At 57.0% G+C, this 24,732-nt stretch carries 21 protein-coding genes; 20 read left to right on the top strand and 1 reads right to left on the bottom strand.

Features of this window, described 5'->3' with window-relative positions; all coding sequences use genetic code 11:
- The first annotated feature begins 67 nt into the window (after positions 1-67).
- From LDN84_RS15135 to cobA, 17 genes are all read left to right on the top strand, one after another.
- The gene (locus LDN84_RS15135; protein WP_223904270.1) at positions 68-1,096 is read left to right on the top strand and encodes an ABC transporter substrate-binding protein; all 1,029 of its coding nucleotides are present in this window, start codon (positions 68-70) and stop codon (positions 1,094-1,096) included.
- A gap of 74 nt (positions 1,097-1,170) precedes the next feature.
- Positions 1,171-1,998: an ABC transporter ATP-binding protein gene (locus tag LDN84_RS15130; RefSeq protein WP_223904269.1), complete on the top strand. Its 828-nt coding sequence runs from the start codon at positions 1,171-1,173 to the stop codon at positions 1,996-1,998.
- Between the two features lie 9 nt (positions 1,999-2,007).
- Positions 2,008-2,775 (top strand): ABC transporter permease, encoded by a 768-nt coding sequence (locus LDN84_RS15125; RefSeq protein ID WP_223904268.1) that lies wholly within the window; start codon positions 2,008-2,010, stop codon positions 2,773-2,775.
- Positions 2,776-2,857: 82 nt separating this feature from the next.
- Complete coding sequence (locus tag LDN84_RS15120) at positions 2,858-3,892, top strand: porin (protein WP_223913037.1); 1,035 nt, start codon at positions 2,858-2,860, stop codon at positions 3,890-3,892.
- A 252-nt stretch (positions 3,893-4,144) separates the two neighbouring features.
- Positions 4,145-5,533, top strand: coding sequence for an ammonium transporter (locus LDN84_RS15115; RefSeq protein WP_223904267.1), 1,389 nt, complete (start codon positions 4,145-4,147; stop codon positions 5,531-5,533).
- 13 nt (positions 5,534-5,546) lie between these two features.
- Complete coding sequence (locus LDN84_RS15110; protein ID WP_223904266.1) at positions 5,547-5,837, top strand: hypothetical protein; 291 nt, start codon at positions 5,547-5,549, stop codon at positions 5,835-5,837.
- Positions 5,838-5,847: 10 nt separating this feature from the next.
- On the top strand, positions 5,848-6,678 hold the full coding sequence (locus tag LDN84_RS15105) for an urease accessory protein UreD (protein WP_223904265.1): 831 nt from the start codon (positions 5,848-5,850) through the stop codon (positions 6,676-6,678).
- A 94-nt stretch (positions 6,679-6,772) separates the two neighbouring features.
- Complete coding sequence (locus tag LDN84_RS15100; protein WP_223904264.1) at positions 6,773-7,417, top strand: ANTAR domain-containing response regulator; 645 nt, start codon at positions 6,773-6,775, stop codon at positions 7,415-7,417.
- Positions 7,418-7,735: 318 nt separating this feature from the next.
- Complete coding sequence (locus LDN84_RS15095) at positions 7,736-8,980, top strand: CmpA/NrtA family ABC transporter substrate-binding protein (RefSeq protein WP_223904263.1); 1,245 nt, start codon at positions 7,736-7,738, stop codon at positions 8,978-8,980.
- Positions 8,981-9,114: 134 nt separating this feature from the next.
- A complete protein-coding gene (ntrB, locus tag LDN84_RS15090) occupies positions 9,115-10,047 on the top strand; it encodes a nitrate ABC transporter permease (protein ID WP_223904262.1) in 933 nt (310 codons plus the stop codon).
- Positions 10,048-10,056: 9 nt separating this feature from the next.
- Positions 10,057-10,893: an ABC transporter ATP-binding protein gene (locus tag LDN84_RS15085; protein WP_223904261.1), complete on the top strand. Its 837-nt coding sequence runs from the start codon at positions 10,057-10,059 to the stop codon at positions 10,891-10,893.
- Between the two features lie 18 nt (positions 10,894-10,911).
- Complete coding sequence (locus tag LDN84_RS15080; RefSeq protein ID WP_223904260.1) at positions 10,912-11,799, top strand: GAF domain-containing protein; 888 nt, start codon at positions 10,912-10,914, stop codon at positions 11,797-11,799.
- A gap of 25 nt (positions 11,800-11,824) precedes the next feature.
- Positions 11,825-14,284: a nitrite reductase large subunit NirB gene (nirB, locus tag LDN84_RS15075; protein WP_223904259.1), complete on the top strand. Its 2,460-nt coding sequence runs from the start codon at positions 11,825-11,827 to the stop codon at positions 14,282-14,284.
- 28 nt (positions 14,285-14,312) lie between these two features.
- Complete coding sequence (locus LDN84_RS15070; RefSeq protein WP_223904258.1) at positions 14,313-15,110, top strand: type IV pili methyl-accepting chemotaxis transducer N-terminal domain-containing protein; 798 nt, start codon at positions 14,313-14,315, stop codon at positions 15,108-15,110.
- A gap of 66 nt (positions 15,111-15,176) precedes the next feature.
- Positions 15,177-15,560 (top strand): nitrite reductase small subunit NirD, encoded by a 384-nt coding sequence (gene nirD / locus LDN84_RS15065; protein ID WP_223904257.1) that lies wholly within the window; start codon positions 15,177-15,179, stop codon positions 15,558-15,560.
- A gap of 60 nt (positions 15,561-15,620) precedes the next feature.
- Positions 15,621-18,494, top strand: a complete 2,874-nt coding sequence (locus LDN84_RS15060) for a nitrate reductase (RefSeq protein WP_223904256.1) — start codon at positions 15,621-15,623, stop codon at positions 18,492-18,494.
- A 27-nt stretch (positions 18,495-18,521) separates the two neighbouring features.
- Complete coding sequence (cobA, locus tag LDN84_RS15055) at positions 18,522-19,337, top strand: uroporphyrinogen-III C-methyltransferase (RefSeq protein ID WP_223904255.1); 816 nt, start codon at positions 18,522-18,524, stop codon at positions 19,335-19,337.
- Between the two features lie 95 nt (positions 19,338-19,432).
- Here the strand turns inward: cobA and LDN84_RS15050 are convergent, their stop codons facing one another.
- Complete coding sequence (locus LDN84_RS15050; protein ID WP_223904254.1) at positions 19,433-20,500, bottom strand: AraC family transcriptional regulator; 1,068 nt, start codon at positions 20,498-20,500, stop codon at positions 19,433-19,435.
- Positions 20,501-20,754: 254 nt separating this feature from the next.
- Between LDN84_RS15050 and LDN84_RS15045 the strand changes: the two genes are divergently transcribed.
- Genes LDN84_RS15045 through LDN84_RS15035 form a run of 3 tightly spaced genes read left to right on the top strand, consistent with a single transcriptional unit; the run spans position 20,755 to position 24,703 of the window.
- Positions 20,755-21,891, top strand: coding sequence for an acyl-CoA dehydrogenase family protein (locus LDN84_RS15045; RefSeq protein WP_223904253.1), 1,137 nt, complete (start codon positions 20,755-20,757; stop codon positions 21,889-21,891).
- 13 nt (positions 21,892-21,904) lie between these two features.
- Complete coding sequence (locus LDN84_RS15040; protein WP_223904252.1) at positions 21,905-23,095, top strand: thiolase family protein; 1,191 nt, start codon at positions 21,905-21,907, stop codon at positions 23,093-23,095.
- 51 nt (positions 23,096-23,146) lie between these two features.
- Entirely contained in the window at positions 23,147-24,703 is a 1,557-nt protein-coding gene (locus LDN84_RS15035; protein WP_223904251.1) for an acyl-CoA synthetase, read from the top strand.
- Positions 24,704-24,732: the final 29 nt, after the last annotated feature.

Genomic DNA, 24,732 nt, shown 5'->3' with positions numbered 1-24,732 from the left:
CTCTGTGAGAGAGGATGTTTGGCACTTTTATTGCTTGATGGGTGAACCTTTATTCATTTAAGCCATCATGACAAACTTCCATTTCATTCGAAAAGCCCTGGCGGTGACCTGCGTCAGTTTTGTGGGTTTGGTTCAAGCGCAAACGACCCCCATCAAGTTTCAGCTCGATTGGCGCTTTGAAGGTCCCAGCGCCTTGTTTCTTACGCCCGTTGCCAAAGGCTACTTCAAGGATGCCAAGCTGGATGTGACCGTGGATGCTGGCAATGGTTCTGGTGGTACGGTGACCCGTGTGGCCTCAGGTGCGTATGACATGGGTTTTGCCGACTTGGCGGCCTTGATGGAATTCCATGCCAACAACCCTGATGCCCCCAGCAAACCGGTGGCGGTGATGATGGTCTACAACGACACCCCGGCCTCGGTGATGGCGTTGAAAAAATCCGGCATCAAGAGCCCCGCTGATTTGAGTGGCAAAAAACTAGGTGCCCCGGTGTTTGATGCAGGCCGCCGTGCCTTCCCGATTTTTGCCAAAGCCAATGCGGTGACCAATGTGACCTGGACCGCCATGGACCCGCCACTGCGTGAAACCATGCTGGTGCGCGGCGATGTGGATGCCATCACCGGCTTCACCTTCACCTCGCTGCTGAATCTGGAAGCGCGTGGCATACAAGCTGCTGATGTGGTGGTGCTGCCATACCCCAACTACGGGGTCAAGCTGTATGGCAATGCCATCATTGCCAGCCCCAAACTTATCAAGGAAAACCCGGCCGCGGTCAAAGCCTTTCTGGCTGCGTTTACCAAAGGTGCCAAAGACGTGATGGCTAACCCGGGTGCCTCCATCACCTATGTGAAAGCGCGTGACGGCATTGTGAATGTGCCGTTGGAAACCCGCCGTTTGCAATTGGCGATTGATACCGCCATCAACAGCGCCAACGCCAGAGCCGAAGGGTTTGGCCAGGTGAATGGCCCGCGTTTGTCGCTGATGGCCAGTCAGGTGTCGGATGCGTTTAATACCAAAACCCGCGTCAACCCGGACACCGTGTGGAACGGCAGCTTTTTGCCAAGCAAGGCTGAGCTGAATATCCTGCCCAAAAAATAAATTTTTTTGCTCTTTTTTTGATAGCTTTTGACGTTTTATAAATAAAGCGCTAGAGCCTAATTTCTTATATAAAAATGCAAAAAACACCCAGTCCCTGGTTTGTGGACTTTAGCGATGTCTGGCTGGCCTATAACGACGACTTGCTGGCACAAAACCAGTTTGCCGTCGAGGCTATTGATCTGAAGGTGCGTCAGGGCGAGTTCATTGCCATCGTCGGGCCGTCAGGCTGCGGCAAATCCACCTTCATGAAACTGGCCACCGGCCTGAAGATGCCCTCGATGGGCAAAATCCTGATCGACCAGCAACCTGTCACCGGGCCGTTGAAAATCTCCGGCATGGCGTTTCAGGCCCCGTCTTTGTTGCCCTGGCGAACCACCGTGGACAACGTATTGCTGCCGCTGGAAATTGTGGAACCTTACCGAAGCAACTTCAAGCAAAAGCGTCAAGAGTACGAGGAGCGTGCCCGCAAACTCTTGCAAAAAGTAGGTTTGGGTGGTTATGAAGACAAATTTCCCTGGCAACTCTCAGGCGGCATGCAGCAGCGTGCCAGCATCTGCCGTGCGCTGATCCATGAGCCCAAGATGCTGCTGCTGGACGAGCCTTTTGGTGCACTGGATGCCTTCACCCGTGAAGAGTTGTGGTGCATTCTGCGCGACTTGTGGACTGAACAGCAGTTCAACGTGATTCTGGTCACACACGATCTGCGCGAAAGTGTTTTTCTGGCTGACACCGTGTACGTGATGAGTAAAAGCCCAGGCCGTTTCGTGGTGAAACGTGAGATTGATTTGCCAAGACCACGCGACCTTGAAATCACCTACACCCAGGAATTTGGTGACATGGTGCATGAGTTACGTGGCCATATCGGTGCCATACGCCAAACCGGTGCAGCCATTCCTCAATAAGGCCCTGTCATGAACAAAAAACAAATGGAAATCTGGTCACCCTGGCTGCTGTTGATGGTGGTTCTGGTGTTGTGGCAGGTGCTGTGTTCGGCATTTGATGTGTCGGAATTCATCTTCCCCAGCCCGTGGCGCATCTGGACGCAGTTTTGGGAATTCAGGGACACCATCGCGGGGCATGCCTGGCGCACTTTTTGGGTGACGATGGTGGGTTTTGGGCTGGCCATTGTGGTGGGTGTGTTGCTGGGTTTTGTGATTGGCAGCTCGCGCCTGGCCTATGCGGCTATTTACCCGTTGATGACCGCTTTTAACGCCTTGCCCAAGGCGGCTTTTGTGCCCATTCTGGTGGTGTGGTTTGGTATTGGTGTGGGCCCGGCCATCCTGACCGCATTTCTGATCAGCTTTTTTCCGATCATGGTCAACATTGCCACCGGTTTGGCCACACTGGAGCCCGAGCTGGAGGACGTGTTGCGTGTGCTGGGTGCCAAACGCTGGGATGTGCTGGTGAAGGTTGGCCTGCCACGTTCCATGCCCTATTTTTACGGCTCGCTCAAGGTGGCCATTACGCTGGCCTTTGTGGGCACCACGGTGAGTGAGATGACCGCTGCCAACGAAGGCATTGGCTACTTGCTGATCTCCGCTGGCTCGTCAATGCAAATGGGCTTGGCCTTTGCCGGACTGGTGGTGGTTGGTGCCATGGCCATGGTGATGTATGAGCTTTTCAGCGTGATTGAAAAACATACCACCGCCTGGGCGCACCGGGGTTCTCAGGGACATTGATCTGATTTTTTCGGCATGGTAATTGCGTATTGTTTGACCGCGATTCGCATATTTTTATTCATTTTTTTTGGAATACAGCATGATGAAAAAAACAATGTTGGCAACGGGCTTGGCCGTGTTGGCGCTGGGTGCTCAAGCACAAAGTACAGTTCAATTGATGGGCCTGGTGGATGCTTATGCAGGCAGCATGCGTATGGCAGGTGATGCCGAGAGCAAATCTGTGGTTGGGAGTGGCGGCATGACCACTTCCTGGTGGGGCATGACCGGTACTGAAGACCTGGGCGGTGGCATGAAAGCCGGCTTTACGCTGACATCTTTCTTTCAAACCGACACGGGTGCAACCGGCCGTTTTGGAGATCCGCAATTCTCACGCGATGCCAACGTGAGCCTGTCCAGCGAACTGGGTACCCTCACGCTCGGCCGTGGCAAAGCGCCCAATTTCTTGCCCACCATCCTGTTTAACCCGATGGGCGACTCGTACACCTTCTCGCCACTGGTCTTGCATTCCAGTGTCCCGGTTGGGCCCTTTGGTGCCTATCGCTGGACAGGTACGGTTCCCGCAGACACAGGTTGGTCAAACCAGATCACCTATAGCTCCCCCACCTTTGGCGGGCTCAAAGGCAACCTGCACTACCAGTTTGGCGAGCAGGGCACCGGAGTCAACGAGAGTGCACACAACGTGGGGTTCAACCTGTTTTACAGCGCCGGCCCTCTGGGTCTGACTGCTTACTGGGAACGCGACGAAATCAACAACCCTTTCCCGCCCAACGCGGTCCTGGCCTCGGGGACACAAACGGCCTGGATGATGGGTGGTACCTATGATGCCAGCGTGGTGAAGCTGTTTGTTACCACGGGCAAATCCAGCAACGCTGCCAACACCATAGACAAGCAAACCACCTCGCTGGGTGTGTCTGCGCCTCTGGGTGCTGGCAAATTGCTGGCCGCTGTTGCTCGCACCAATAATGATGTGGCCAATACAAGCCGCACCACCACCACGGTTGGTTACGACTACACCCTGTCCAAGCGCACCGATTTGTACGCCATGTTGATGAGAGATGAGATCACCTCGTTTGACAGCGGCACCAGTTTGGGTCTTGGTGTGCGCCACAGGTTCTGATCCTTGAAGGTTTATATGCCCTGCTGACATGCGCAGGGCATCCACAAGGCGGGTTTCAGCCGCCTTGTGGGTCAGCAGTATCCGGTTTTCTTCAGCCCTGCATGTTCTTTGCAGGGTTTCCATGTTCCTTGATGGGCTGAAATCTCGCACTTTGCCGTGGGGAGCGGGTGTGTGTCTCATGAAGCCATTGGGCCTCTGAGCCTGATAAGTGGCACGCCCTATGCTTAGGGTTTACCATTATTTAACTGTTGGATGCAAAAAATGCGACTAATTAAACTGATTGCCCTCTGGGCTGTTTTGTTGGGTTTTCATTTTGGTGCGGCTTCGCAGGAACTGGCTAGCGCGCCTAGCGCTGCTGCCAGTGCCATCAGTGCTGCTGTTGTACCCGTTCCAGCGCCTACGCACCCGTCTTTGGCTGCGCAGAGCAGCATCAATAGCGCTGACACGGCATGGATGCTGACCAGCACGGCCCTGGTGCTGTTGATGACGTTGCCTGGCATCGCCTTGTTTTACGGCGGCATGATCCGGCGTAAAAACTTCATCAATACATTGGCCAGCGTGGTGGCGATTGCTGCCGTGGTGACCCTGCTCTGGTTTGCGGTGGGGTATTCAGTAGCCTTTACTCCAGGCAACCTCTGGTGGGGTGGTGCAGACCGTCTTTGGTTTGTCGGGTTGGACTATCTCAAAGATACCGGACAGGTGGCGGTGAGTTACATCGCCCCCAACCTGCCAGAGTCGGTGTTTGCCATGTTCCAGCTCAGCTTCGCCATCATCACTGCGGCACTTGTCGTGGGTGCGGTGGTTGAGCGTATGCTGTTTTCAGCACTGTTGTGGTTCATTGGTTTGTGGTCGGTGCTGGTTTATGCACCGATTGCACACTGGGTGTGGGAGCCGGGTGGTTGGCTGGCGCAAATGGGGGTGCTGGATTTTGCCGGTGGCTCGGTGGTGCACATCAACGCCGGGGTCACCGGCCTGGTGTGTGCCTATGCGTTAGGCCCGCGCAAAGGCTATGGACGTGAACCCTTTCAACCGTTTAACCTGGGCCTCACCATGGTGGGGGCAGGGCTGCTGTGGGTGGGTTGGTTTGGTTTTAACGCCGGTTCGGCATTGGCTGCAGACGGGCGTGCCGGTCTGGCCATGGCGGTGACTCAAATCGCTGCCGCTGCCGGCGCATTTTTCTGGATGATGGGGGAGTGGGTTGTGCGTGGCCGGCCCTCGCTTCTAGGTTTGTGCTCTGGTGTGGTGGCAGGCTTGGTGGCCATCACACCCGCCGCAGGTTTTGTAACACCCCGGGCGGCATTGTTGATTGGTGCGGTAGCCGGGTTGGCCTGCTATTGGGGGACAACCAGCCTCAAACGTATGCTGAATGCGGATGACTCGCTGGACGTGTTTGGTGTCCATGGTATTGGCGGCATCGTGGGCTCTCTGCTCACGGGTGTGCTGGCCAGCAAAAGTATCTCCGGCATGCAGGGGCAGCTGATGGTGCAACTGGCCGGTGTGGTGATTGTGGTGCTGTACAGCGGGGTTATGAGTGCTTTGCTGTTGTGGATCACCAAGGTTTGGGTGGGCTTGCGGGTGGATGAAACGTCAGAGCAAACCGGTTTGGACATTTCATTACATCGGGAACAACTTGGCACTTGATGGGAGTAAAACCATGTCAACCAGTGAAAAAATTGCCCTGGCTGCTCGCATGCATGTCATGCTGCGGCGTAAAACCGGCCGTGTCACCGATACCGAATGGATGGCCTGCAACCGGGAATACGCTGAGGAAATCATTCGGTTTTCCATGGACTATGCCCAAAAAGAAGGCCACGATGATCTGGCCGAGTTGGCGGAAAAATTGGCCGCAGTGATGCTGCCTGCACGCCCGCAAACCACTTACAAAAAGACGGATCTGAGCAACGAGGGGACTGGCCTGATTCGTTACATCAGGGGTATCAGGTAAATTAGCGTCCATGACATGGCACGCCCAACTTAACATTCAGTACACCATCGAGCAGCAGCGCAGTGTGGCACGGCATACCCACAAGGGGCCGCTGCGGGTGTTACAGAGCCTGTACCCGGAAGGGGATGCCATTTGCCATAACGTGCTGGTGCATCCGCCGGGCGGCTTGGTGGGTGGGGACACACTGGACATCACGATTGCGGCCAGCGGTGCAGCACATGGCCTGGTGACCACGCCCGGCGCGACGCGGTTTTACCGCTCGGAAGGTGAACCCGCGAGGCAGTGTACGCAGATCACCCTGGCCGATCAGGCACGTCTGGAATGGTTGCCCATGGAGACTATTTGCTACAACCGGTGTCTGGCCGAAAACCAATTGACGCTGTCCCTGGCTCCACAAGCTGAATTGATCGGTTGGGATGTGACGGCGCTTGGTTTGCCCAGTGCCGACTTGCCGTTTGAGCAAGGCAGCTTTTTGCAGCATCTTGAGATGCCGGGTGTCTGGATGGAACGGGGGCGGGTGGATGCCTTGGACACCCGGCTCATGAATGGCCCGCTGGGCCTGGCCGGGCACCGCTGCATGGCCTCACTGTTTTTTGTCACCGGCTCTGCACTGGCAAGAGGCCGCCGTGAAACCGGTCTTGACCTGGCCCGCCAACTGATCGATGCCCATGGCTTGCGCCAGACCGCGGGCGTGACCTGCCCCAATAGCCAGGTCATGGTGGTGCGTGTGTTGTCGCCTTTGGTGGAGCCTGCCATGCAGCTGCTTAGCCAGATATGGGTGAGTTGGCGGGCCCATTTCTGGCAGTTGCCAGCAGTTCGGCCCCGGATATGGGCAACGTGATGTTCTGCCAAGGCCGCGCCAAGATGGTCCTCCCGGTTATTCATGGCGGGCACTTTTTTCGGGTATGGCCTGAATCTTGCGGCAGTTTTGACCTATGAGTCCCTCTTTGCGTATTGTGGTGGTGGCCCCTGACCTGGAAGTAGCCAGCTCAGACGATGAGGCGCGTTCTCAGGCGGATCGTTCACGCAGCCTGCGCATCGGGCTGCTTGAAAACGGCTTCAACCTGGTGGCCAGTCTGCCTGCCGACGTGTTTCTGACCGAGCGTATTGCCCAGTTGCAGCCTGACATGATCATTGTGGATGCCGAGAGTGATGCGCGTGATGCGTTGGAGCATGTGGTGATGGCCACGCGTGACGCACGCCGTCCGATTGTCATGTTCACCAATGACGATGACAGCAACAACGCCCGTGCCGCCGTGGCCGCCGGGGTGTCGGCCTACATCGTGGCCGGTCTCAAGCCGGAGCGCATCCGCCCGATTCTGGACGTGGCGATGGCACGTTTCCAGCACGAACAGGCCTTGCTGCAAACCCTGGCCAGCACCCAGAGTGAGCGCGATGAACTCAGCGCCGAGTTGCGTGACCGCAAGCTGATTGACCGCGCCAAAGGGCTGCTGATGCAGCGCCAGGGTCTGAGCGAAGACGAGGCCTTCAAGAAAATGCGCAAAACGGCCATGGATAAAGGGCTGAAGTTGGCTGAGGTGGCTCAGCGTATGCTGGATGTGGCCGACTTGATGTCCTGAATTGGTGCGTTGCACAATTGCAGTGCCTTACCGCAGGCAACTATGCATATATTAAAAAAATGGCATGTAGCCCTTTATTTCCTAGTGTAAGTAGCTATTTAATTTGTAGCTATGAAGGGTATTGATCAGGCTGGCATGCCAATTGCATGGTATTCAGGAAGACCAATGATGGTCACTTGACTGATACCTTCCAACGGCGGGTGGTGACGGTCAAAACAGGACAAAGGCGTCCCCACGGGCATACAGCAACTTCGCGGTTGCAGATGGCCACGTGAGGATGCCTTTTTTTATTTCCGAAACACTTGAAGGAACCTTGTCATGACTGATCTTCTTAAATCCAGCCTCAGCCGCCGTGCGGTATTGCAAACTGCCGCAGTGGGTGCGGCAGGCATCAGCCCGGCACTGCGCTCCATGGTCTATGCCGGGGGCTCGGATGCCCCGGAAAAAACCGAGGTCAAGATCGGTTTTATTCCGCTGACCGACTGTGCCAGCGTGGTCATGGCCGCTGAGCTGGGGCTGGACAAAAAATACGGTGTGAAGATTGTCCCTACCAAAGAAGCCAGCTGGGCCGGTGTGCGTGACAAGCTGGTCACCGGTGAGCTGGACTTTGCCCACGTGTTGTATGGCCTGATCTACGGTGTACATCTGGGTGTCAGTGGCCCGAAGAAAGACATGGCGGTGCTGATGACCCTGAACAACAACGGCCAGGCCATCACTTTGAGCAAAAAACTGGCGGACAAAGGCGCGGTGGATGGCCCCAGCCTGGCCAAACTGATGGCGGCAGAAAAGCGCGAATACACCTTTGCCCAAACCTTTCCCACGGGGACCCACGCCATGTGGCTGTATTACTGGATGGCAGCCAACGGCATCAATCCAATGAAAGATGCCAAGGTCATCACCGTGCCGCCACCCCAAATGGTGGCCAACATGCGTGTGGGCAATATGGATGGCTACAGCGTGGGTGAGCCCTGGAACCACCGCGCCATCATTGACGGCATTGGCATCACCGCCGCCACCAGCCAGGACATCTGGAAAGACCACCCTGAAAAAGTGCTGGGTACCACCGGCGACTTCGTCAAAAAATACCCCAACACCGCACGCGCCGTGACTGCTGCCATTCTGGAAGCCGGCAAATGGATTGATGCAGGGCTGCAAAACAAATCCAAGATGGCCGAGACGATTGCCGCCAAGTCGTATGTCAACACCAGCGTGGATGCCATCAACCAGCGTATTCTGGGACGTTACCAAAACGGTCTGGGCAAAACCTGGGACGACCCCAACTACATGAAGTTCTTCAACGACGGTGCGGTCAATTTCCCCTACCTGTCCGACGGCATGTGGTTCCTGACCCAGCACAAACGCTGGGGTTTGCTGAAAGGCCACCCTGATTACCTGGCGGTGGCCAAAGAGATCAACCAGATCGACCTCTACAAACAGGCTGCCACGGCCAGCAAAACGCCGGTTCCCAAGGACGTGATGCGCACCAGCAAACTGATGGATGGTGTGGTCTGGGACGGCAAAGACCCCAAGAAATACGCCGACGGCTTCAAAGTCAAGGCCTGACACCCACCGACCGAGTTCACGCAACGTAGCCGCGTTGCCACTGTTGAGGACCGCTACACACCCTTCCACCGGTGTGCGGCAGCCCTCGTGGTGAGCCCTGCGTGCCTCTCACTCACTTTGATAAGGAAAACACCATGGTCAGCGCCGTTTTTCACTCGCCACAGGAAGCTGCAGGCTCCGAGCCTGTCACTTCTTCTGCACCTCAAAACACTATGAAAAAAATAGCTATTAGCGCACATTCAACAAGCGCTACAGGCCAAAAATATCCTCAAAAACCAGGTTATGACTGGCGTGGCCTGGTGCTGACCGTGTTGCCTCCGCTGCTGGGCCTGGGTCTGCTGATCGGGATCTGGGCGCTGGTCAGCATCAGCACCGCCAGCAGCATCCCGTCGCCCACCGATACCTTCAAACAAGCGGTGGTGATTTTCAGCGACCCGTTTTACCGCACGGGCCCCAACGACCAGGGCGTGGGCTGGAACATTTTGATGAGCCTGGAGCGGGTGGCCGTGGGTTTTGGCCTGGCCGCTGCGGTGGGCATTCCGGCCGGTTTTGCAATTGGTCGCTTTGAGTTTTTAAGCCGCATGTTCAACCCGCTGATCAGCCTGCTGCGCCCGGTGTCGCCACTGGCCTGGTTGCCGATTGGCCTGCTGGTGTTCAAGGGGGCCAATCCGGCTGCCATTTGGACGATCTTCATCTGCTCGATCTGGCCGATGATCATCAACACCGCCGTGGGTGTGCAACGGGTGCCGCAGGACTACATGAATGTGGCCCGCGTCTTGAACCTGAGCGAGTGGAAGATCGTCACCAAAATCCTGTTCCCCTCGGTGCTGCCCTACATGTTGACCGGGGTGCGCCTGGCGGTCGGCACGGCCTGGCTGGTGATTGTGGCCGCTGAGATGTTGACGGGTGGTGTGGGCATCGGTTTCTGGGTCTGGGACGAGTGGAACAACCTGAACGTCAAGAACATCATCATCGCCATCTTTGTGATTGGCATCGTCGGGCTGATTCTGGAATACGCACTGATCAAGATTGCCACGGCCTTTACCTTTGAAGAAGTCAAGAGCTAAGGAAAAACCATGCATGCCAACCAAACCACCAAGTTCATCGACATTGTCAACGTCGAGCAAACTTTCAAGACCAAAAAAGGCCCGTTTTGCGCTCTGCGGGACATCAACCTGACGGTGGCCAAGGGTGAATTTGTCGCCCTGATCGGCCACTCGGGTTGCGGCAAATCGACGCTACTGAACCTGATCGCCGGCTTGACCACCCCCACCCAGGGCCACTTGTTGTGCGACAACCGGGAAATTGTTGGCCCTGGCCCAGACCGTGCGGTGGTGTTCCAGAACCACTCGCTATTGCCCTGGTTGACTTGTTTCGAGAACGTTTACCTGGGTGTCGAGCGGGTGTTTGGTGCGGCCAACAAATCCACTGGCGCAGCGTCCGAGAACAAGGCCCAACTGACCCAGCGCACCAACGCGGCACTGGACATGGTTGGTTTGACCGCAGCGGCGCAAAAACGCCCCGGCGAGATATCCGGTGGCATGAAACAGCGTGTGGGTATTGCCCGCGCCCTGGCCATGGAGCCCAAAGTGCTGCTGATGGACGAACCTTTTGGTGCACTTGATGCGCTGACCCGCGCCAAACTGCAGGACGAGTTGCTGGAGATTGTGGCCCGCACCCAGAGCACGGTGGTCATGGTGACCCATGATGTGGACGAAGCCGTGTTGCTGAGCGACAAGATCGTGATGATGACCAATGGCCCCTCGGCCACCATCGGTGAAGTGTTGTCGGTCAAGCTGGATCGCCCACGCAACCGGGTGGCTCTGGCCGAAGACCGCCACTATGTGCAGTACCGCAAGGCCGTGATCGACTTCTTGTACACACGGCAAAGCCATGTGGAAAAAGCCGCCTGAGCCTGATCGGACAACGCCATGAACAAGAAAACTTTCATCCGCGCGGTTGAATACTGGGTATCCAGTGCCGATGGCGACTTGCTGGAATTTGGCGGTGGTTTGTTTGGGGATGCCCAACGGTTGGAGGCCGCCACCCGTAACCTGTGTTTTGGCAAAGGCGAAGGTTTGCCCGGCCAGGCCTGGGAGGCGGGTCACCCGCTGATGCTCAAGAGCCTGCAGGCCCCTGGTTTCCACCGCGCCGCGGCCGCCAAGGCCGCAGGCCTGACCTGCGCGGTGGCTCTACCGGTGTTCGTTGGCGAGCGTCTGAGCACGGTGGTGGTGCTGTTTTGTGGCGATGATGAGGAGCATGCCGGGGCGGTGGAGCTGTGGCACAACCAGCCCGAAAAATCCAGCGACATGACGCTGCTGGACGGCTATTACGGCACTACCGGCGACACCTTTGAATTTCTCTCGCGCAGCACCAGTTTCAGGCAGGGCACCGGCTTGCCCGGGCGCACTTGGGAGAACCAGGCCCCGGTGTTTATGCCCGATCTGGGGCGGGGTTCCGGCTTTTTGCGTGCTGACAGCGCGGTCAAGGTGGGCATCAACCGGGGTTTTGCCCTGCCCTGCAGTGCGACCGACGGCAACGTTTATGTGCTGGCCTTTTTGAGTGCACTGGCCACGCCGATTGCCAGGCAGGTGGATGTCTGGCAGCCCGATGCCCTGGTCTCCCACTTGTCACACAGCTTCAGTTTTTCGGAATACCACTCGATTGCCGAGCCGATCAGTGACGACCGGCTGGAACTGGGCATGGGCACGGTGGGTCAGGTCTTCGCCAGTGGTGTACCCGCCCTGATGGGTGATGCCATCGTGATGCCGGTGGCATCAAACAACCGGATCACCGCCGTGTTGGCGCTGTCCTTGTGATTTTGTCCTGATAGAGGAGAACCCCATGAAAAAAATGAAACTCGTGATGGTGGGCAACGGCATGGCCGGTGTGCGTACCCTGGAAGAACTGCTCAAAATCGCCCCCGAGCTGTACGACATCACCGTCTTTGGTGCCGAGCCACATCCCAACTACAACCGCATCTTGCTCAGCCCGGTGCTGGCCGGTGAACAAACTCTTGACGAGATCGTGCTGAACTCGTTTGAGTGGTACACCGACCACCACATCACCTTACATGCGGGCTGGCGTGTCACCTCGGTGGATCGGGTCAAACGCCTGGTACATGCCCAAAACGCTGCGGGTGAAACCCTCAGCGCTGAATACGACCGCCTGCTGCTGTGCACTGGCTCCAACCCCTTCATGCTGCCGATTCCGGGCAAGGATTTGAAAGGGGTGATTGCCTACCGCGACATTGCCGACACCCAAGCCATGATCGATGCCGCCACCCAGTACAAACACGCGGTCGTGATTGGGGGCGGTTTGCTCGGGCTGGAAGCCGCCAACGGCCTGATGCTGCGCGGTATGACGGTGAGTGTGGTGCACGTCATGCCCACCTTGATGGACCGCCAGCTGGACGACGTGGCGGGCAAGCTGCTGCAAAAATCCCTGGAACAACGTGGCCTCAATTTCCTGATGGGGGCCCAAACCCAGGCGCTGGTTGGTGGCCCCGATGGCCGCGTGACCGCCATCCAATTCAAAGACGGCACCGAGGTACCCGCCGATCTGGTCGTGATGGCGGTGGGCATTCGGCCCAACACCGAACTGGCCCAGAGCATGCGCCTGCACTGCGACAAAGGTATTGTGGTCAACGACACGCTGCAAACCACCACCGACGCACGTATCTACTCGGTGGGTGAATGTGCCGCACACCGTGGCACCGCTTACGGCCTGGTGGCCCCGCTGTTTGAGCAGGCCAAGGTCGCGGCCAACCATCTGGCGCAGTTTGGCATTGGGCGCTATGTCGGCTCGCTGACCTCGACCAAACTCAAGGTCACCGGCATTGATTTGTTCAGCGCAGGCAACTTTTCCGGCGGCGAAGGCTTTGAAGACATCATCATGAGTGACCCCCAAGGCGGGGTGTACAAAAAACTGGTGCTCAAGGACGACAAACTGGTTGGGGCCTGCCTGTATGGCGACACGGTCGATGGCAGCTGGTATTTCAAGCTGCTGCGCGACGGTCGCCCGATTGCCGACATCCGCGACAAACTGATGTTTGGCGAGAGCAACATCGGCGACGTCGGCCACCAGGGCCAGAACAAAGCCGCCGCCATGAAAGACAGCGACGAGGTCTGCGGCTGCAATGGCGTCACCAAAGGCACCATCTGCAAAGCCATCAAGGAAAAAGGCCTGTTCACGCTGGATGAAGTACGCAAACACACCAAGGCCAGTGCTTCATGCGGCTCTTGTACCGGGCTGGTCGAGCAGTTGCTGATGTTTACGGCTGGTGGTGACTACTCGGCCACACCCAAAACCAAGGCCATGTGCGCCTGCACCGACCATGGGCACCAAGCCGTGCGCGATGCCATCAAGAGCAACAAACTGCTCAAAATCGCCGATGTCTTTGCCTTTCTGGAGTGGAAAACGCCCAATGGTTGTGCGTCTTGCCGCCCGGCGGTGAATTACTACCTGATCAGCACCTGGCCCAAAGAGGCACGAGACGACCCACAAAGCCGCTTCATCAACGAACGCAGCCATGCCAACATCCAGAAAGATGGCACCTACAGTGTGATTCCCCGCATGTGGGGTGGTGAAACCACGGCCAGTGAATTGCGCCGGATTGCCGATGTGGTGGACAAGTACAAGATTCCCACCGTCAAGGTCACCGGCGGCCAGCGCATCGATTTGCTGGGTGTGAAAAAAGAAGACCTGCAGGCGGTCTGGCAAGATATTGGCATGCCCAGCGGCCATGCTTATGCCAAGGCGTTACGCACTGTCAAAACCTGTGTTGGCAGTGAATGGTGCCGCATGGGCACCCAAGACAGCACCCAGATGGGTAAAGATCTGGAGCGCGCCATGTGGCGCATGTACGCCCCGCATAAGGTGAAATTTGCCGTGAGTGGTTGCCCGCGCAACTGTGCCGAGGCGGGTATCAAGGATGTGGGCATCATCGGTGTCGATAGCGGCTGGGAAATGTATGTGGCGGGCAACGGCGGTATCAAGACCGAAGTCGCGCACTTTCTGGTCAAGGTCAAAACTGCCGCTGAGGTGCTGGAATACACCGGCGCGTTTTGTGAGTTGTACCGCACCGAAGGCTGGTACCTGGAACGCACCGTGCACTATGTGAACCGTGTTGGTCTGGATTACGTCAAGAAACGCATTGTGGAAGACGCTGCGGGTCGCCAGGCGCTGTGGGCGCAACTGCAATTTGCGCTGGACGGTGAACCCGATCCATGGTTTGAATTTGACAAGGCAGCGGTGGACACCCGGCAGTTTCACACCATCAAGATAGAAGCGCAGCCAGCTTGAGTCTGCGCCCAACCTACGGAAACCTTTGATGAAACGCAGAACCTATTTGACCGCACTTGGTGCCGCACCATGGGCCCTCTGGTTGGGCACCTCGGCCCACACACAGGTGCTTGACCTGCCGGATGCCATCAACAAGGCCGGGCGACAACGCATGCTCAGCCAGCGTATGGCCAAGGCCTGGTTGGCATTGGTGCAGGGTATCGAGCCTCCCAATGCCCAGCGTGTGCTGGACAAGTCCATGGCCTTGTTTGACCGGCAACTCATTGAGCTCAAAGCGTTTGCGCCCAGCCCGGAGATCAAGCTCACCTACAGCAAGCTGGAGCTGGAGTGGAGTGATTACAAGACGGCGTTGATTGGTGCCCAGCCCGATAAAAGCGCTGCAGCCCATCTGTTGATGCAAGACAGCCAGGTGCTGGCCTTGGCCAACCAGGGAACCGGTCAATACGAGGCCACTCTGGGCAAACCTGTCGGCAAACTGGTTAATCTGGCGGGTCGACAACGCATGCTCAGCCAACGTATGGCCAAGTTCTATCTGGCGGCCCGGCTGGATGTGGGTGCTGCCAGCAGCATCGCCGAGATCATGAAGGCCCGCAGCGAATTTGTCGGTGCCAATGCGGTTTTGTATGACTCACCGCTGGCCACGACACGCATCCGGCAAGAGCTGCAGCAGGCGCAAGGGCAATGGGTGTTTTTTGACAACGCGTTGCAAAAACTGAAACCTGGCAGCGGCACAGACCGATCCATGACGGAGGTGTTTCAGGCCAGCGAAAACCTGCTGACTACGATGGACTCGGTGACCGCCTTGTACTCCGCCATCAAAGTTTGAATATATAAAAAATCAACCTCTAGCACTTATAAAACAAGCTTCAATAGCTACAAAAGGAATAGCAAAATGAACAACTGGACACTGGTTTGCGCCATCGAAGATATTCCCGTTCTGGGTTCACGCCGGGTGAGCCGTGCCCAAGGATTGGACGTGGCGGTGTTTCGCAACGACAAAAATGAGGTGTTTGCCCTGCTGGATCGCTGTCCACACAAAGGCGGCCCGCTGAGCCAGGGCATTGTGTTTGGCACCAGCGTGGCCTGCCCGCTGCATAACTGGACGATTGGTTTGGGCACCGGCCAAGCGGCTGCGCCTGACGACGGCTGCACACCCAAATTCAGCGTCAAGGTGGAAGCGGGTCAAGTGTTCCTGCTGGTTGCCGAGTTGGCCAGTCACGCCATTAATCTGACCCGTCCGGTGGCGGGCCCGACCCAGCATACGGTGTGTGCCTGACCGCGACAGATCAAGACACCTCCAACACACCACGGTTCGCCCTTGCCAGAAATGCTCATCATGACTGAAACACGTTCAACCTGTCCTTACTGCGGCGTGGGCTGCGGGGTGATCATTCAATCCGATGGCAAGCAGATCACCGGCGTGCGTGGTGACCCCGACCATCCGGCCAACTTCGGGCGCTTGTGCAGCAAGGGGTCGACCCTGCACCTGACGGCCAGCAGTGTGGTGACCGGGCAAACCCGCTTGTTGCAACCTTTGCAGCGCTTGCAACGCCATGGCCCAACGCAGCAGATCAGCTGGGATCACGCGCTTGATCTGGCGGCTCAGCGTTTTGCCCGTACCATCACACAGCACGGCCCGGATGCAGTGGGGTTTTACATCTCCGGCCAGTTGCTCACCGAAGACTATTACGTCTTCAACAAACTCGTCAAAGGCCTGATCGGCACCAACAACATTGATAGCAACTCGCGCCTGTGTATGAGCAGCGCAGTCGCTGGCTACAAACAGGCATTGGGTATGGATGCACCGCCCAGTTGTTATGACGATATCGGCCATGCGGACACCATTTTTATCGTGGGTTCCAACACGGCTTATGCGCACCCGATCCTGTTCAGGCGCATTGAAGACGCCCGCAAAACCAATCCAGCCCTGAAAATCATTGTGGTGGATCCGCGCAAGACGGATACCGCAGACATTGCCGATGTGTATCTGCCGATCTTGCCGGGCACCGATGTGATGCTGTTCAACGGCATGTTGCACCTCATGTTGTGGGAGGGTTGGGTGGATCAGGCGTTTATGGCCGCCCATACCAGCGGTTTTGATGCGCTCAAAACCACGGTGCGTGATGCCACACCTGAGTTGGTGGCGCAGATCTGCGGCATCTCACAGGCTGATTTGCTGCAGGCAGCGCGCCTGTTTGCCGGTCTAGACACCCGGGATGATTCAAACTTTATAGCTTCTAGCGCAGATACAACAAGGGCTACAGGCCGAAAACCAACCTTAAGTCTGTATTGCCAGGGGTTGAGCCAATCCAGCAGTGGCAGCGCCAAAAATGCCGCACTGATCAACCTGCATCTGGCTACCGGACAAATTGGGAAACCCGGTGCCGGACCATTTTCACTGACCGGCCAGCCCAATGCCATGGGCGGCCGTGAAGTGGGGGGGATGGCCAATTTGCTGTCGGGTCACCGCGATCTGGGCAACCCGGTGCACCGCAGGGAGGTGGCCGCACTTTGGGGGGTGCCAGAGGTGCCCTCCCAACCCGGCAAAACTGCGGTGGAACTATTCCAGGCGGCGGCCGACGGTGAAATCAAGGCCTTGTGGATTGCCTGTACCAACCCGGCGCAAAGTATGCCCGATCAAGCCACCGTGCGCCGGGCACTTGAGCGCGTCGAGTTTGTGGTGGTGCAAGAAGCCTTTGCCAGCACCGCCACTTGTGCCTATGCGGATCTGCTGTTGCCCGCCACCACCTGGGGCGAAAAAGAAGGCACGGTGACCAATTCAGAGCGGCGCATCAGTCGTGTGCGCGCCGCCATCCGCCCCAACGGAGAAGCTCGCCACGACTGGCACATTGCCACCCATTTCGCGCAGCGTCTGGAAGCCCTGCTCCCCCCGCGGATGCCGATCCCGGAGACGGGTTCACGTACGCTCTTTCCCTACACCAACCCCGAGTCGATCTGGAATGAACACCGTGAATCCACCCGTGGCCGTGACCTGGACATCACCGGCATGAGTTACGCCATGCTGGAGCAAGCCCCCCAGCAATGGCCCTTGAAAGCGGGTGAACAGCAAGGCCAGGCAAGACTTTACGAAGATGCCGTCTTCCCCACACCAGATGGCAAAGCCCGCTTTGTCAGCACCGTCTATCGTCCGGTCGCTGAGCCACGCAGTGCCCGCTACCCGTTTTCACTCACCACGGGCCGCTTGCGTGACCAGTGGCATGGCATGAGCCGCACCGGTACGCTGGGGCGATTATTTGGTCATGCCAGCGAACCTGTGGTGGCCCTGCACCCGCAGGACCTGGCCAAGCTGGCACTCCAGCCCGGTGAACTGGTGCACGTCACCAGCAAGCAGGGCTCCATCATGCTGCCAGTGCAAGCCAGCGCAGAAGTGGCGGTGAATCAGGCCTTTATCGCGATGCATTGGGGTGAAGAGTTTCTGAGTGGCATCAGCGCTACCGGTCAACGGCTGGCAGGGGTTAATGCGCTCACCACATCAGTGTTTTGCCCAGATTCCAAACAGCCTGAGTTCAAGCACAGCGCCGTCAAGATTCTGAAGGCGGATTTGCCGTGGAACCTTTTGGCCGTGGCCTGGCTGCCTGAGGCCAGTGTGCTGACTGTCCTCATGGCGCTTCAGGCATTGTTGCGGGAGTTTGCCTTTGCCAGTGTGGTGCCGTTTTCTGATGGCGCACCTCATGGGGGGGCCTCTGAGTGTTGTGGTTTGCAGTTTCGAGCCGCCCACCACCAGCCTGTGCCGGATGTGGTGCTGGAGAAAATTGAGGCTTTGTTGCGCCTTGACGGTGTAAATGTCTTGCGTTATTCAGATCACAAGCGCGGACAACGGCGGGCCATTCACCTGCGGGAGGGCGACACCCAGACTTCGCTTGACAGCTTTCTGCTGGCGGGTGATACCCGCGCCCAAAGCTGGATCACCACGCTGCTCAAAGACAAGTTGCCCGCCCATTCTTATGGTCGTGCCTTGCTGGTACCGGGCGCCACGCCGCCGCTGCCCGTGGTGTCGCGCGGCACGCCAGTCTGTACCTGTTTTAACGTGACCGACATGGCTATTGCGTCACACCTGAAGAGCTGCACCAGCGAGCCTGGTGACAAACTGGCATCACTGCAATCGGCTCTGAAATGTGGCACCAATTGCGGCTCATGTGTACCGCAGTTACAGCGTATGGTGCGGCAAATGCAGGCTGCCCCCGCGTGAGTTCAAAACAAATATGAGGAGTACGGTGTGAAAAATATCACCACATCTGCAGGGCTCACCCAGGCACATGCCGCATGGGGCCAGTGCACGCTGGTTGGTGCGGGTCCGGGCGACCCTGAATTGCTGACCGTCAAAGCGCTCAGAGCCATTGAGTCGGCGACCCTTCTTCTGGTGGATGACCTGGTCAGCGACGAGGTGGTGGCGCTTGCCAAGCAAGGTACACGCATCATTCATGTGGGCAAGCGCGGCGGCTGCAAGTCAACTCCCCAGCGGTTTATTGAGAAACTGATTCTGCTGGCTGTGCGTGAAGGTGAGCGGGTGGTGCGCCTCAAAGGTGGTGATCCGTTTGTTTTTGGCCGGGGTGGGGAAGAGGTGGAAAATTTGCGCGCAGCAGGTGTCACGGTGACCGTGGTCAACGGCATCACCGCCGGTCTGGCCGCTGTAACCTCACTGGGCGTGCCGCTGACGCACCGCGAGCATGCACACGGTGTGGTGTTTGTGACCGGGCACGCCAAGCCAGGCGATACCGGCATCGATTGGCACGAACTGGCCACCACAGCCCATCGTGTACGTTTGACTCTGGTGATTTACATGGGTGTGACGGGGGTAGCTCACATTGAGCAAGGTTTGTTGTGTGGCTTGCCGCACAGCACCCCGGTGGCCATCATTCAAAACGCTAGCCAGCCTGGTCAGCGCTATGTGGTGTGTAGGCTGAGTGAACTGGCGCAGACGGTCGTCCGTGAAAATTTGGCCAGCCCCAGTGTGATGGTGGTGGGTGATGTGATGCAGGGTTTGCTGGCACTACAAACCACCCAACAGCCTTTGCGTGTGGTTGCCGGTTAAGGGTTTACAACACAATCACGTGTATTTATGCCGGTTGATGGGGCCAGAAATTTCAGGAGCGCGGTTTTCCTGGTTTCTGGACTGGACATGGCTGTTCAGGTTGACTCCACGGGTTCCTGTTTCACCGAAGTCCCTTTGCTTAAAGAGCCAAAACGTCGGTACGATCCAGGTGTACTTCCTGTCCAGAGCTTGAAGGCCCGGTTGAACACACTCTGATTTTCAATACCAATGGACAGGCTGATGTCGGTCACCGATAGGTTGGATTTCAGCAATTGGTTGATCGCCATATCCCGGCGCAGTTCGTCCTTGATGGCCTGAAAAGTTGTGCCTTCCTCTGCAAGGCGGCGCGACAGCGATCTCTTGGAGAAATGTAAGGCCCTGCCAGTGGATTCCAGCGTTGGTTGCTCACCCAAGCGGGTTTCCAGATAGTCCCGCACCCGATGGGTCTGCATTTTTTCGCTGAATGGAACGTAAAGCCAATCAGCCGGAGCATTACGAAGAAAGGTACTGAACGCCCCCATGTTTTTGCGAATTGGTGCCGAGAGATATTCCGAATCCATATAAAGCGCCGTCTGCGTCTTGTCGAAATGGATAGGGCCAGGGAAGAGGTACACATATTCCGATGCCCGCTGCGGCCGGTGGTAGGCGAAGTCTACTTGCACGAGTGGAATTTTTCGATCAATCATCCAGGAGGCCACACCGTGTACCAACTTCAGCATGATTTCGTGCACCAACACGCGCGAGCCTTGGGGGCGCACATGCTCAACCAGGGCGATACGTGTCAAATGACCACTGCGCGTGACCTCAAAACCCATGTCATCAAGCACCAGGCGGAAGTAACTTCTGAAACGATGCAAGGCAATGTCGAGATTGGGTGAGCCAAACATGCCCAGGCACAAGAACTTCAAGCTGCCTTGACGCAAGGGGCGAGAAAAAAAGCCGGGTGTTTCATCATCCAGCAGGATGGCCAATTGGCGGTAAAAGCGCGAAAACTGTTCGATCGATATGCGCGCGCCGGATTCCTGAAACAACTCAGGGGCGATGTTGGCACGCTCAATCACTTTGCGAATGACCTCTTGATCCAGTTCCAGACCTGTCAGTAATTCTGTGGCCAGTGTCATGGGAACGGTGGGAGACAGCGAACCTGGAAGTGCATTCAGCATGATTTTTGATGCGTCCTTAGTTGGCTCGAAATGCAAATGAATAGGCTGCTTTTGTCATAGTGAATTCTAAAAGGCAATCATAGAATCCAAACTTTACAAGTTGCACAACCTTATTCAAGGGAAATTAAGCATCATGAAAGTTAATCGATACATATCCCAATTGGCCTGATATGCAATTTATATGACGTTGCCTGCAAGGTCATGGTCATCAATAGAACCCTTAAACAATAGAACCCTTAAACAACAGAACACACATGAACTTCCAACTGACCGACGAACAACGCCAGATCCAAGATTTGGCACGGCAGTTCGCCGATAAGGAAATCCGGCCCTTGGCCGTGCAGGCAGACCTGCAACAAGAGTTTCCCATGCAGGTACAGGCCAAGGCCGTTGAACTGGGGCTGGTTAACCTGACCTTGCCGGAAAGCGTAGGCGGGGCCGGTCTGGGTTGTATGGAGCTGGTCTTGGTGACCGAGGAGTTGTGCCGTGCCTGTCTGGGCATTGGCACCGCGCTGTGTATCAACACCCTGGCCGCTGAGCCTTTGGTGTTGGGGGGCAGCAAGGTACAACAACAGCGTTACCTTGCCCCCCTTATGGCTGGGCGCTTTGCCAGCTTTGGGCTGACCGAGCCGGGCGCAGGCTCCGATGTGGCAGGTATTCGCACCCGGGCCACCAGGGCTGAAGGCGGCTGGTACCTCCATGGCAGCAAGATATGGATTTCCAACGCGCCTCTGGCTGACTTCTTTGTGGTGTTTGCCAAGACCGATGCGCAAGCCGGCTACAAGGGCATGACGGCTTTTATTGTGGAGCGTGGCAGTCAAGGTTTCACGGTAGGGCCCGCCATGAGCAAGCTGGGTCAACGTGCCGCGCCCACCGCAGAGTTGTTCTTTGACAATGTGTTTGTTTCGGATGCCCAACGCCTTGATGAAGAAGGCAGCGGTTTTGGCTTGGCCATGAAGGTGTTTGATCGTTCGCGCCCCATGGTGGCCGCCTTTGGTCTGGGCCTGATTCAGCGTTGTGTGGATGAATCGCTGGTCTACGCCCGCACCCGCATCAGTATGGGCAAACCGTTGATAGAACACCAGGCCATCGCCCACAAGCTGGCCGAGATGCAGATGCGCCTGGAAGCGGCACGCCTGCTCACCTACCAGGCAGCCTGGATGACCGATCAGGGCCAGCGCTGCACCATGCAAGCCTCAATAGCCAAAGCATTCGCCGCCGATGCCGCCATGTGGTGCGCCACAGAAGCCATCCAGGTTTTTGGCGGCATGGGTTACAGCACCGAATACCCGGTGGAAAAGTTGTTCCGTGATGCCAAGGTACTGCAGATTTACGAAGGCACCAGTGAAATACAACGCAACATCATCGCCAAAGAAATGGCACGCGCCTGAAAGGATTAAAACCATGCCCAACCTAACCAACGAACCCGTGATTCTTGCCGCTGTGCGTACCCCTTTTGGTCGCCGCAATGGAGCCCTTCGGGAAACAAGACCAGATGCACTGCTGGCGGGCATCCTGGCTGCCGCCCTGGAGCGATCAGGTGTCCCTGGTGAAGCCATTGGTGATGTCATCGCAGGCTGCGTTAGCCAGGCGGGCGAACAGGGTGCCAACATTGCTCGCCAAGCCGCACTGCTGGCCGGGCTGCCACCCGAAGTGCCCGGGGTCAGCCTGAACCGGATGTGTGGTTCCAGCCAATTTGCAGTGCATGCCGCAGCACAGGCGATAGCGGCGGGTGACCTGGACTTTGCCATCGGTTGCGGTGTAGAAAATATGAGTCGGGTACCCATGTTTCTGGATCTCACACTGGGTAAACAGGCTTTCAGTGGTTTTGACAACCTTCACCCCGACATCTTGTCGCGTTACCCCATTCCACATCAGGTGGAGAGTGCAGAGCGCATTGCCGACCAGTGGAAGCTCTCACGCGCAGCCTTGGATGACTTTGCCATTGAAAGCCACCGCCGCGCCCATGCCGCCAGGTTGGCCGGTTGGCATCAAGAAATCGTGCCAGTTGCGGGCGTGGACAAGGATGGCACAGCTTTCACACTGGATCATGATGAAGGGGTGCGTGCCGTCATTGACCACGACAAGATGAAGAGCATGGCACCGGTGTTTCGCTCGGCAGAAACCGGCGTGGTGACAGCCGCCAATTCCAGCCAGGTGTCTGATGGTGCCAGTGCCATCGTGCTCGGTAGCCGTGCAGCGGCTGCTCGGCTCGGACTCAAACCCAAAGCCCGCTTTCTGGCACGGGTTGTCGCCGGCTCAGACCCTGTCATGCAACTCACCGGCGTGATCCCTGCGACCCACATGGCACTTAAAAAGGCCGGGCTGACCATGGCAGACATGGACTGGATCGAACTCAACGAGGCCTTTGCCACGGTGGCCTTGTGCTGGGTGCGAGAGTTTCAACCCGATACCGACAAACTCAATCCCTGGGGCGGTGCCATTGCCCACGGCCACCCGCTCGGTGGAACCGGTGCAGCGCTGATGGCCAAAATGCTCTGTGGCCTTGAACACCGTGGCGGAAAGTTTGGCTTGCAGGTGATGTGTATTGGGCACGGCATGGCTACCGCAACCATTCTCGAGCGCCTGGAATAAACCGCGGACTGATCACACATTGACATAAAAATGAACGAGGAGACAAACATCATGACATCGACAATTCGCCGCCAAACCCTGAGTGATGTGCTGCGCCGCACGGCACTCAGATTTCCTTCCAAAACTGCCATCATCTGCGGCAGCACCCAATGGACTTACCAGGAATTTGATGTCCTGGTGTCACAACTGGCAGCAGGTCTTTCCCAACTGGGAGTCACACAAGGTGAACGTGTGGCTGTGCTGGCACGCAATTCTCATGGTTTTGCGGCCCTTCGTTTTGCATTGGCACGCCTGGGTGCCGTGCTGGTACCGATCAATTTCATGCTGAAGGCTGATGAAGTTGCTTATATCTTGCGCCACGCGGGAGCCCGCTTTTTAGCCACAGACAGCGGTCTTGCCGAATTGGCGCACGCTGCAGCAGCGCTGCAAACGCAGGTGCGCGAATTTATCTGGATTCCGTCAGAAGAAGTCACTGCGCCGGTACAAGGGATGCATCACTTTGACGACTTGGCCGCTTGTCAAGATCCGTTACCGGAAACCAGCTTCACGGGAACCGATTTGCTGCAAATTGTCTATACCAGCGGCACAGAATCCAGTCCCAAAGGTGCCATGCTCACCCATGACGCAGTGCTCTGGCAGTATGTCAGTTGTATTGCGGATGCCGAGATTGCCGCCTCTGACATCACCTTACACGCCCTGCCGATGTACCACTGCGCCCAGTTGGATGTCTTTTTTGGCCCCAGCATTTTTGTTGGAAGCACCAACATCATCACCGCAAAACCGGTTCCCGACAATCTGCTTGCTTTGATGGAAAGGTTCAGGATCACCAGTTTTTTTGCGGCCCCCACGGTGTGGATAGCGCTTTTGCGCTCTCCTTTGTTGGATGCCGAGAAGATAAGCAGTCTGGTGAAAGGTTACTACGGTGCCTCCATCATGCCCGTTGAGGTGTTGCGTGAACTGTCCACCCGACTGCCGCTGGTGCGCCTCTGGAATCTGTACGGGCAGACCGAGATCGCCCCTTTGGCAACCCTGTTGGGGCCAGATGATCAGTTGCGTAAACCCGGCTCCTGCGGACGGCCCGTGTTGAACGTAGAGACACGTGTGGTAGATGACGACATGCAAGACGTCATGCCTGGCGAGGTCGGTGAAATCGTTCACCGATCACCCCACCTGATGCTGGGCTATTTTCAGGATGAAGAGAAAACCCGTGCTGCGTTCGCGGGTGGTTGGTTTCACAGCGGGGACTTGGGCATCATTGACGACGAGGGGTACATCAGTGTGGTGGATCGCAAGAAAGACATGATCAAGTCCGGTGGCGAAAACGTTGCCAGCCGTGAAGTCGAAGAAATGATTTACAAAATGCCCCAGGTCAGTGAAGTCGCCGTGATTGGACTGGCTGACCCGCAGTGGGTGGAAGCGGTCACAGCCGTGATTGTGCTGAAGTTCGGCCAAGTGCTCAGCGAAGAAGACGTGGTGTCATTTTGTAGAAGTCAAATGGCCAGTTTCAAGAGCCCCAAACGTGTCATCTTCGTGGATGCGCTACCCAAAAACCCGAGTGGAAAACTGCTCAAACGTGAGTTGCGCAACAGCTATAAAAATGTTGTTTGACCAAGGATGAGATAACACCCGATCCGCTC

The organism is Rhodoferax lithotrophicus (assembly GCF_019973615.1).
GTDB classification, from domain to species: Bacteria; Pseudomonadota; Gammaproteobacteria; order Burkholderiales; family Burkholderiaceae_C; genus Rhodoferax; species Rhodoferax lithotrophicus.
This window is presented reverse-complemented; position numbering and strand designations above follow the sequence as displayed.

Bases quoted from the DNA above. Each gene is read 5' to 3' on its own strand.
- LDN84_RS15125 (WP_223904268.1), top strand. From the start codon at position 2,008: ATGAACAAAAAACAAATGGAAATCTGGTCACCCTGGCTGCTGTTGATG.
- LDN84_RS15040 (WP_223904252.1), top strand. From the start codon at position 21,905: ATGCCCAACCTAACCAACGAACCCGTGATTCTTGCCGCTGTGCGTACC.
- LDN84_RS15110 (WP_223904266.1), top strand. From the start codon at position 5,547: ATGTCAACCAGTGAAAAAATTGCCCTGGCTGCTCGCATGCATGTCATG.
- LDN84_RS15095 (WP_223904263.1), top strand. From the start codon at position 7,736: ATGACTGATCTTCTTAAATCCAGCCTCAGCCGCCGTGCGGTATTGCAA.
- LDN84_RS15050 (WP_223904254.1), bottom strand. From the start codon at position 20,500: ATGCTGAATGCACTTCCAGGTTCGCTGTCTCCCACCGTTCCCATGACA.
- nirB (WP_223904259.1), top strand. From the start codon at position 11,825: ATGAAAAAAATGAAACTCGTGATGGTGGGCAACGGCATGGCCGGTGTG.
- LDN84_RS15045 (WP_223904253.1), top strand. From the start codon at position 20,755: ATGAACTTCCAACTGACCGACGAACAACGCCAGATCCAAGATTTGGCA.
- LDN84_RS15100 (WP_223904264.1), top strand. From the start codon at position 6,773: ATGAGTCCCTCTTTGCGTATTGTGGTGGTGGCCCCTGACCTGGAAGTA.
- nirD (WP_223904257.1), top strand. From the start codon at position 15,177: ATGAACAACTGGACACTGGTTTGCGCCATCGAAGATATTCCCGTTCTG.
- ntrB (WP_223904262.1), top strand. From the start codon at position 9,115: ATGGTCAGCGCCGTTTTTCACTCGCCACAGGAAGCTGCAGGCTCCGAG.
- LDN84_RS15070 (WP_223904258.1), top strand. From the start codon at position 14,313: ATGAAACGCAGAACCTATTTGACCGCACTTGGTGCCGCACCATGGGCC.
- LDN84_RS15060 (WP_223904256.1), top strand. From the start codon at position 15,621: ATGACTGAAACACGTTCAACCTGTCCTTACTGCGGCGTGGGCTGCGGG.
- LDN84_RS15115 (WP_223904267.1), top strand. From the start codon at position 4,145: ATGCAAAAAATGCGACTAATTAAACTGATTGCCCTCTGGGCTGTTTTG.
- LDN84_RS15105 (WP_223904265.1), top strand. From the start codon at position 5,848: ATGACATGGCACGCCCAACTTAACATTCAGTACACCATCGAGCAGCAG.
- LDN84_RS15035 (WP_223904251.1), top strand. From the start codon at position 23,147: ATGACATCGACAATTCGCCGCCAAACCCTGAGTGATGTGCTGCGCCGC.
- LDN84_RS15135 (WP_223904270.1), top strand. From the start codon at position 68: ATGACAAACTTCCATTTCATTCGAAAAGCCCTGGCGGTGACCTGCGTC.
- LDN84_RS15085 (WP_223904261.1), top strand. From the start codon at position 10,057: ATGCATGCCAACCAAACCACCAAGTTCATCGACATTGTCAACGTCGAG.
- LDN84_RS15080 (WP_223904260.1), top strand. From the start codon at position 10,912: ATGAACAAGAAAACTTTCATCCGCGCGGTTGAATACTGGGTATCCAGT.
- LDN84_RS15120 (WP_223913037.1), top strand. From the start codon at position 2,858: ATGAAAAAAACAATGTTGGCAACGGGCTTGGCCGTGTTGGCGCTGGGT.
- LDN84_RS15130 (WP_223904269.1), top strand. From the start codon at position 1,171: ATGCAAAAAACACCCAGTCCCTGGTTTGTGGACTTTAGCGATGTCTGG.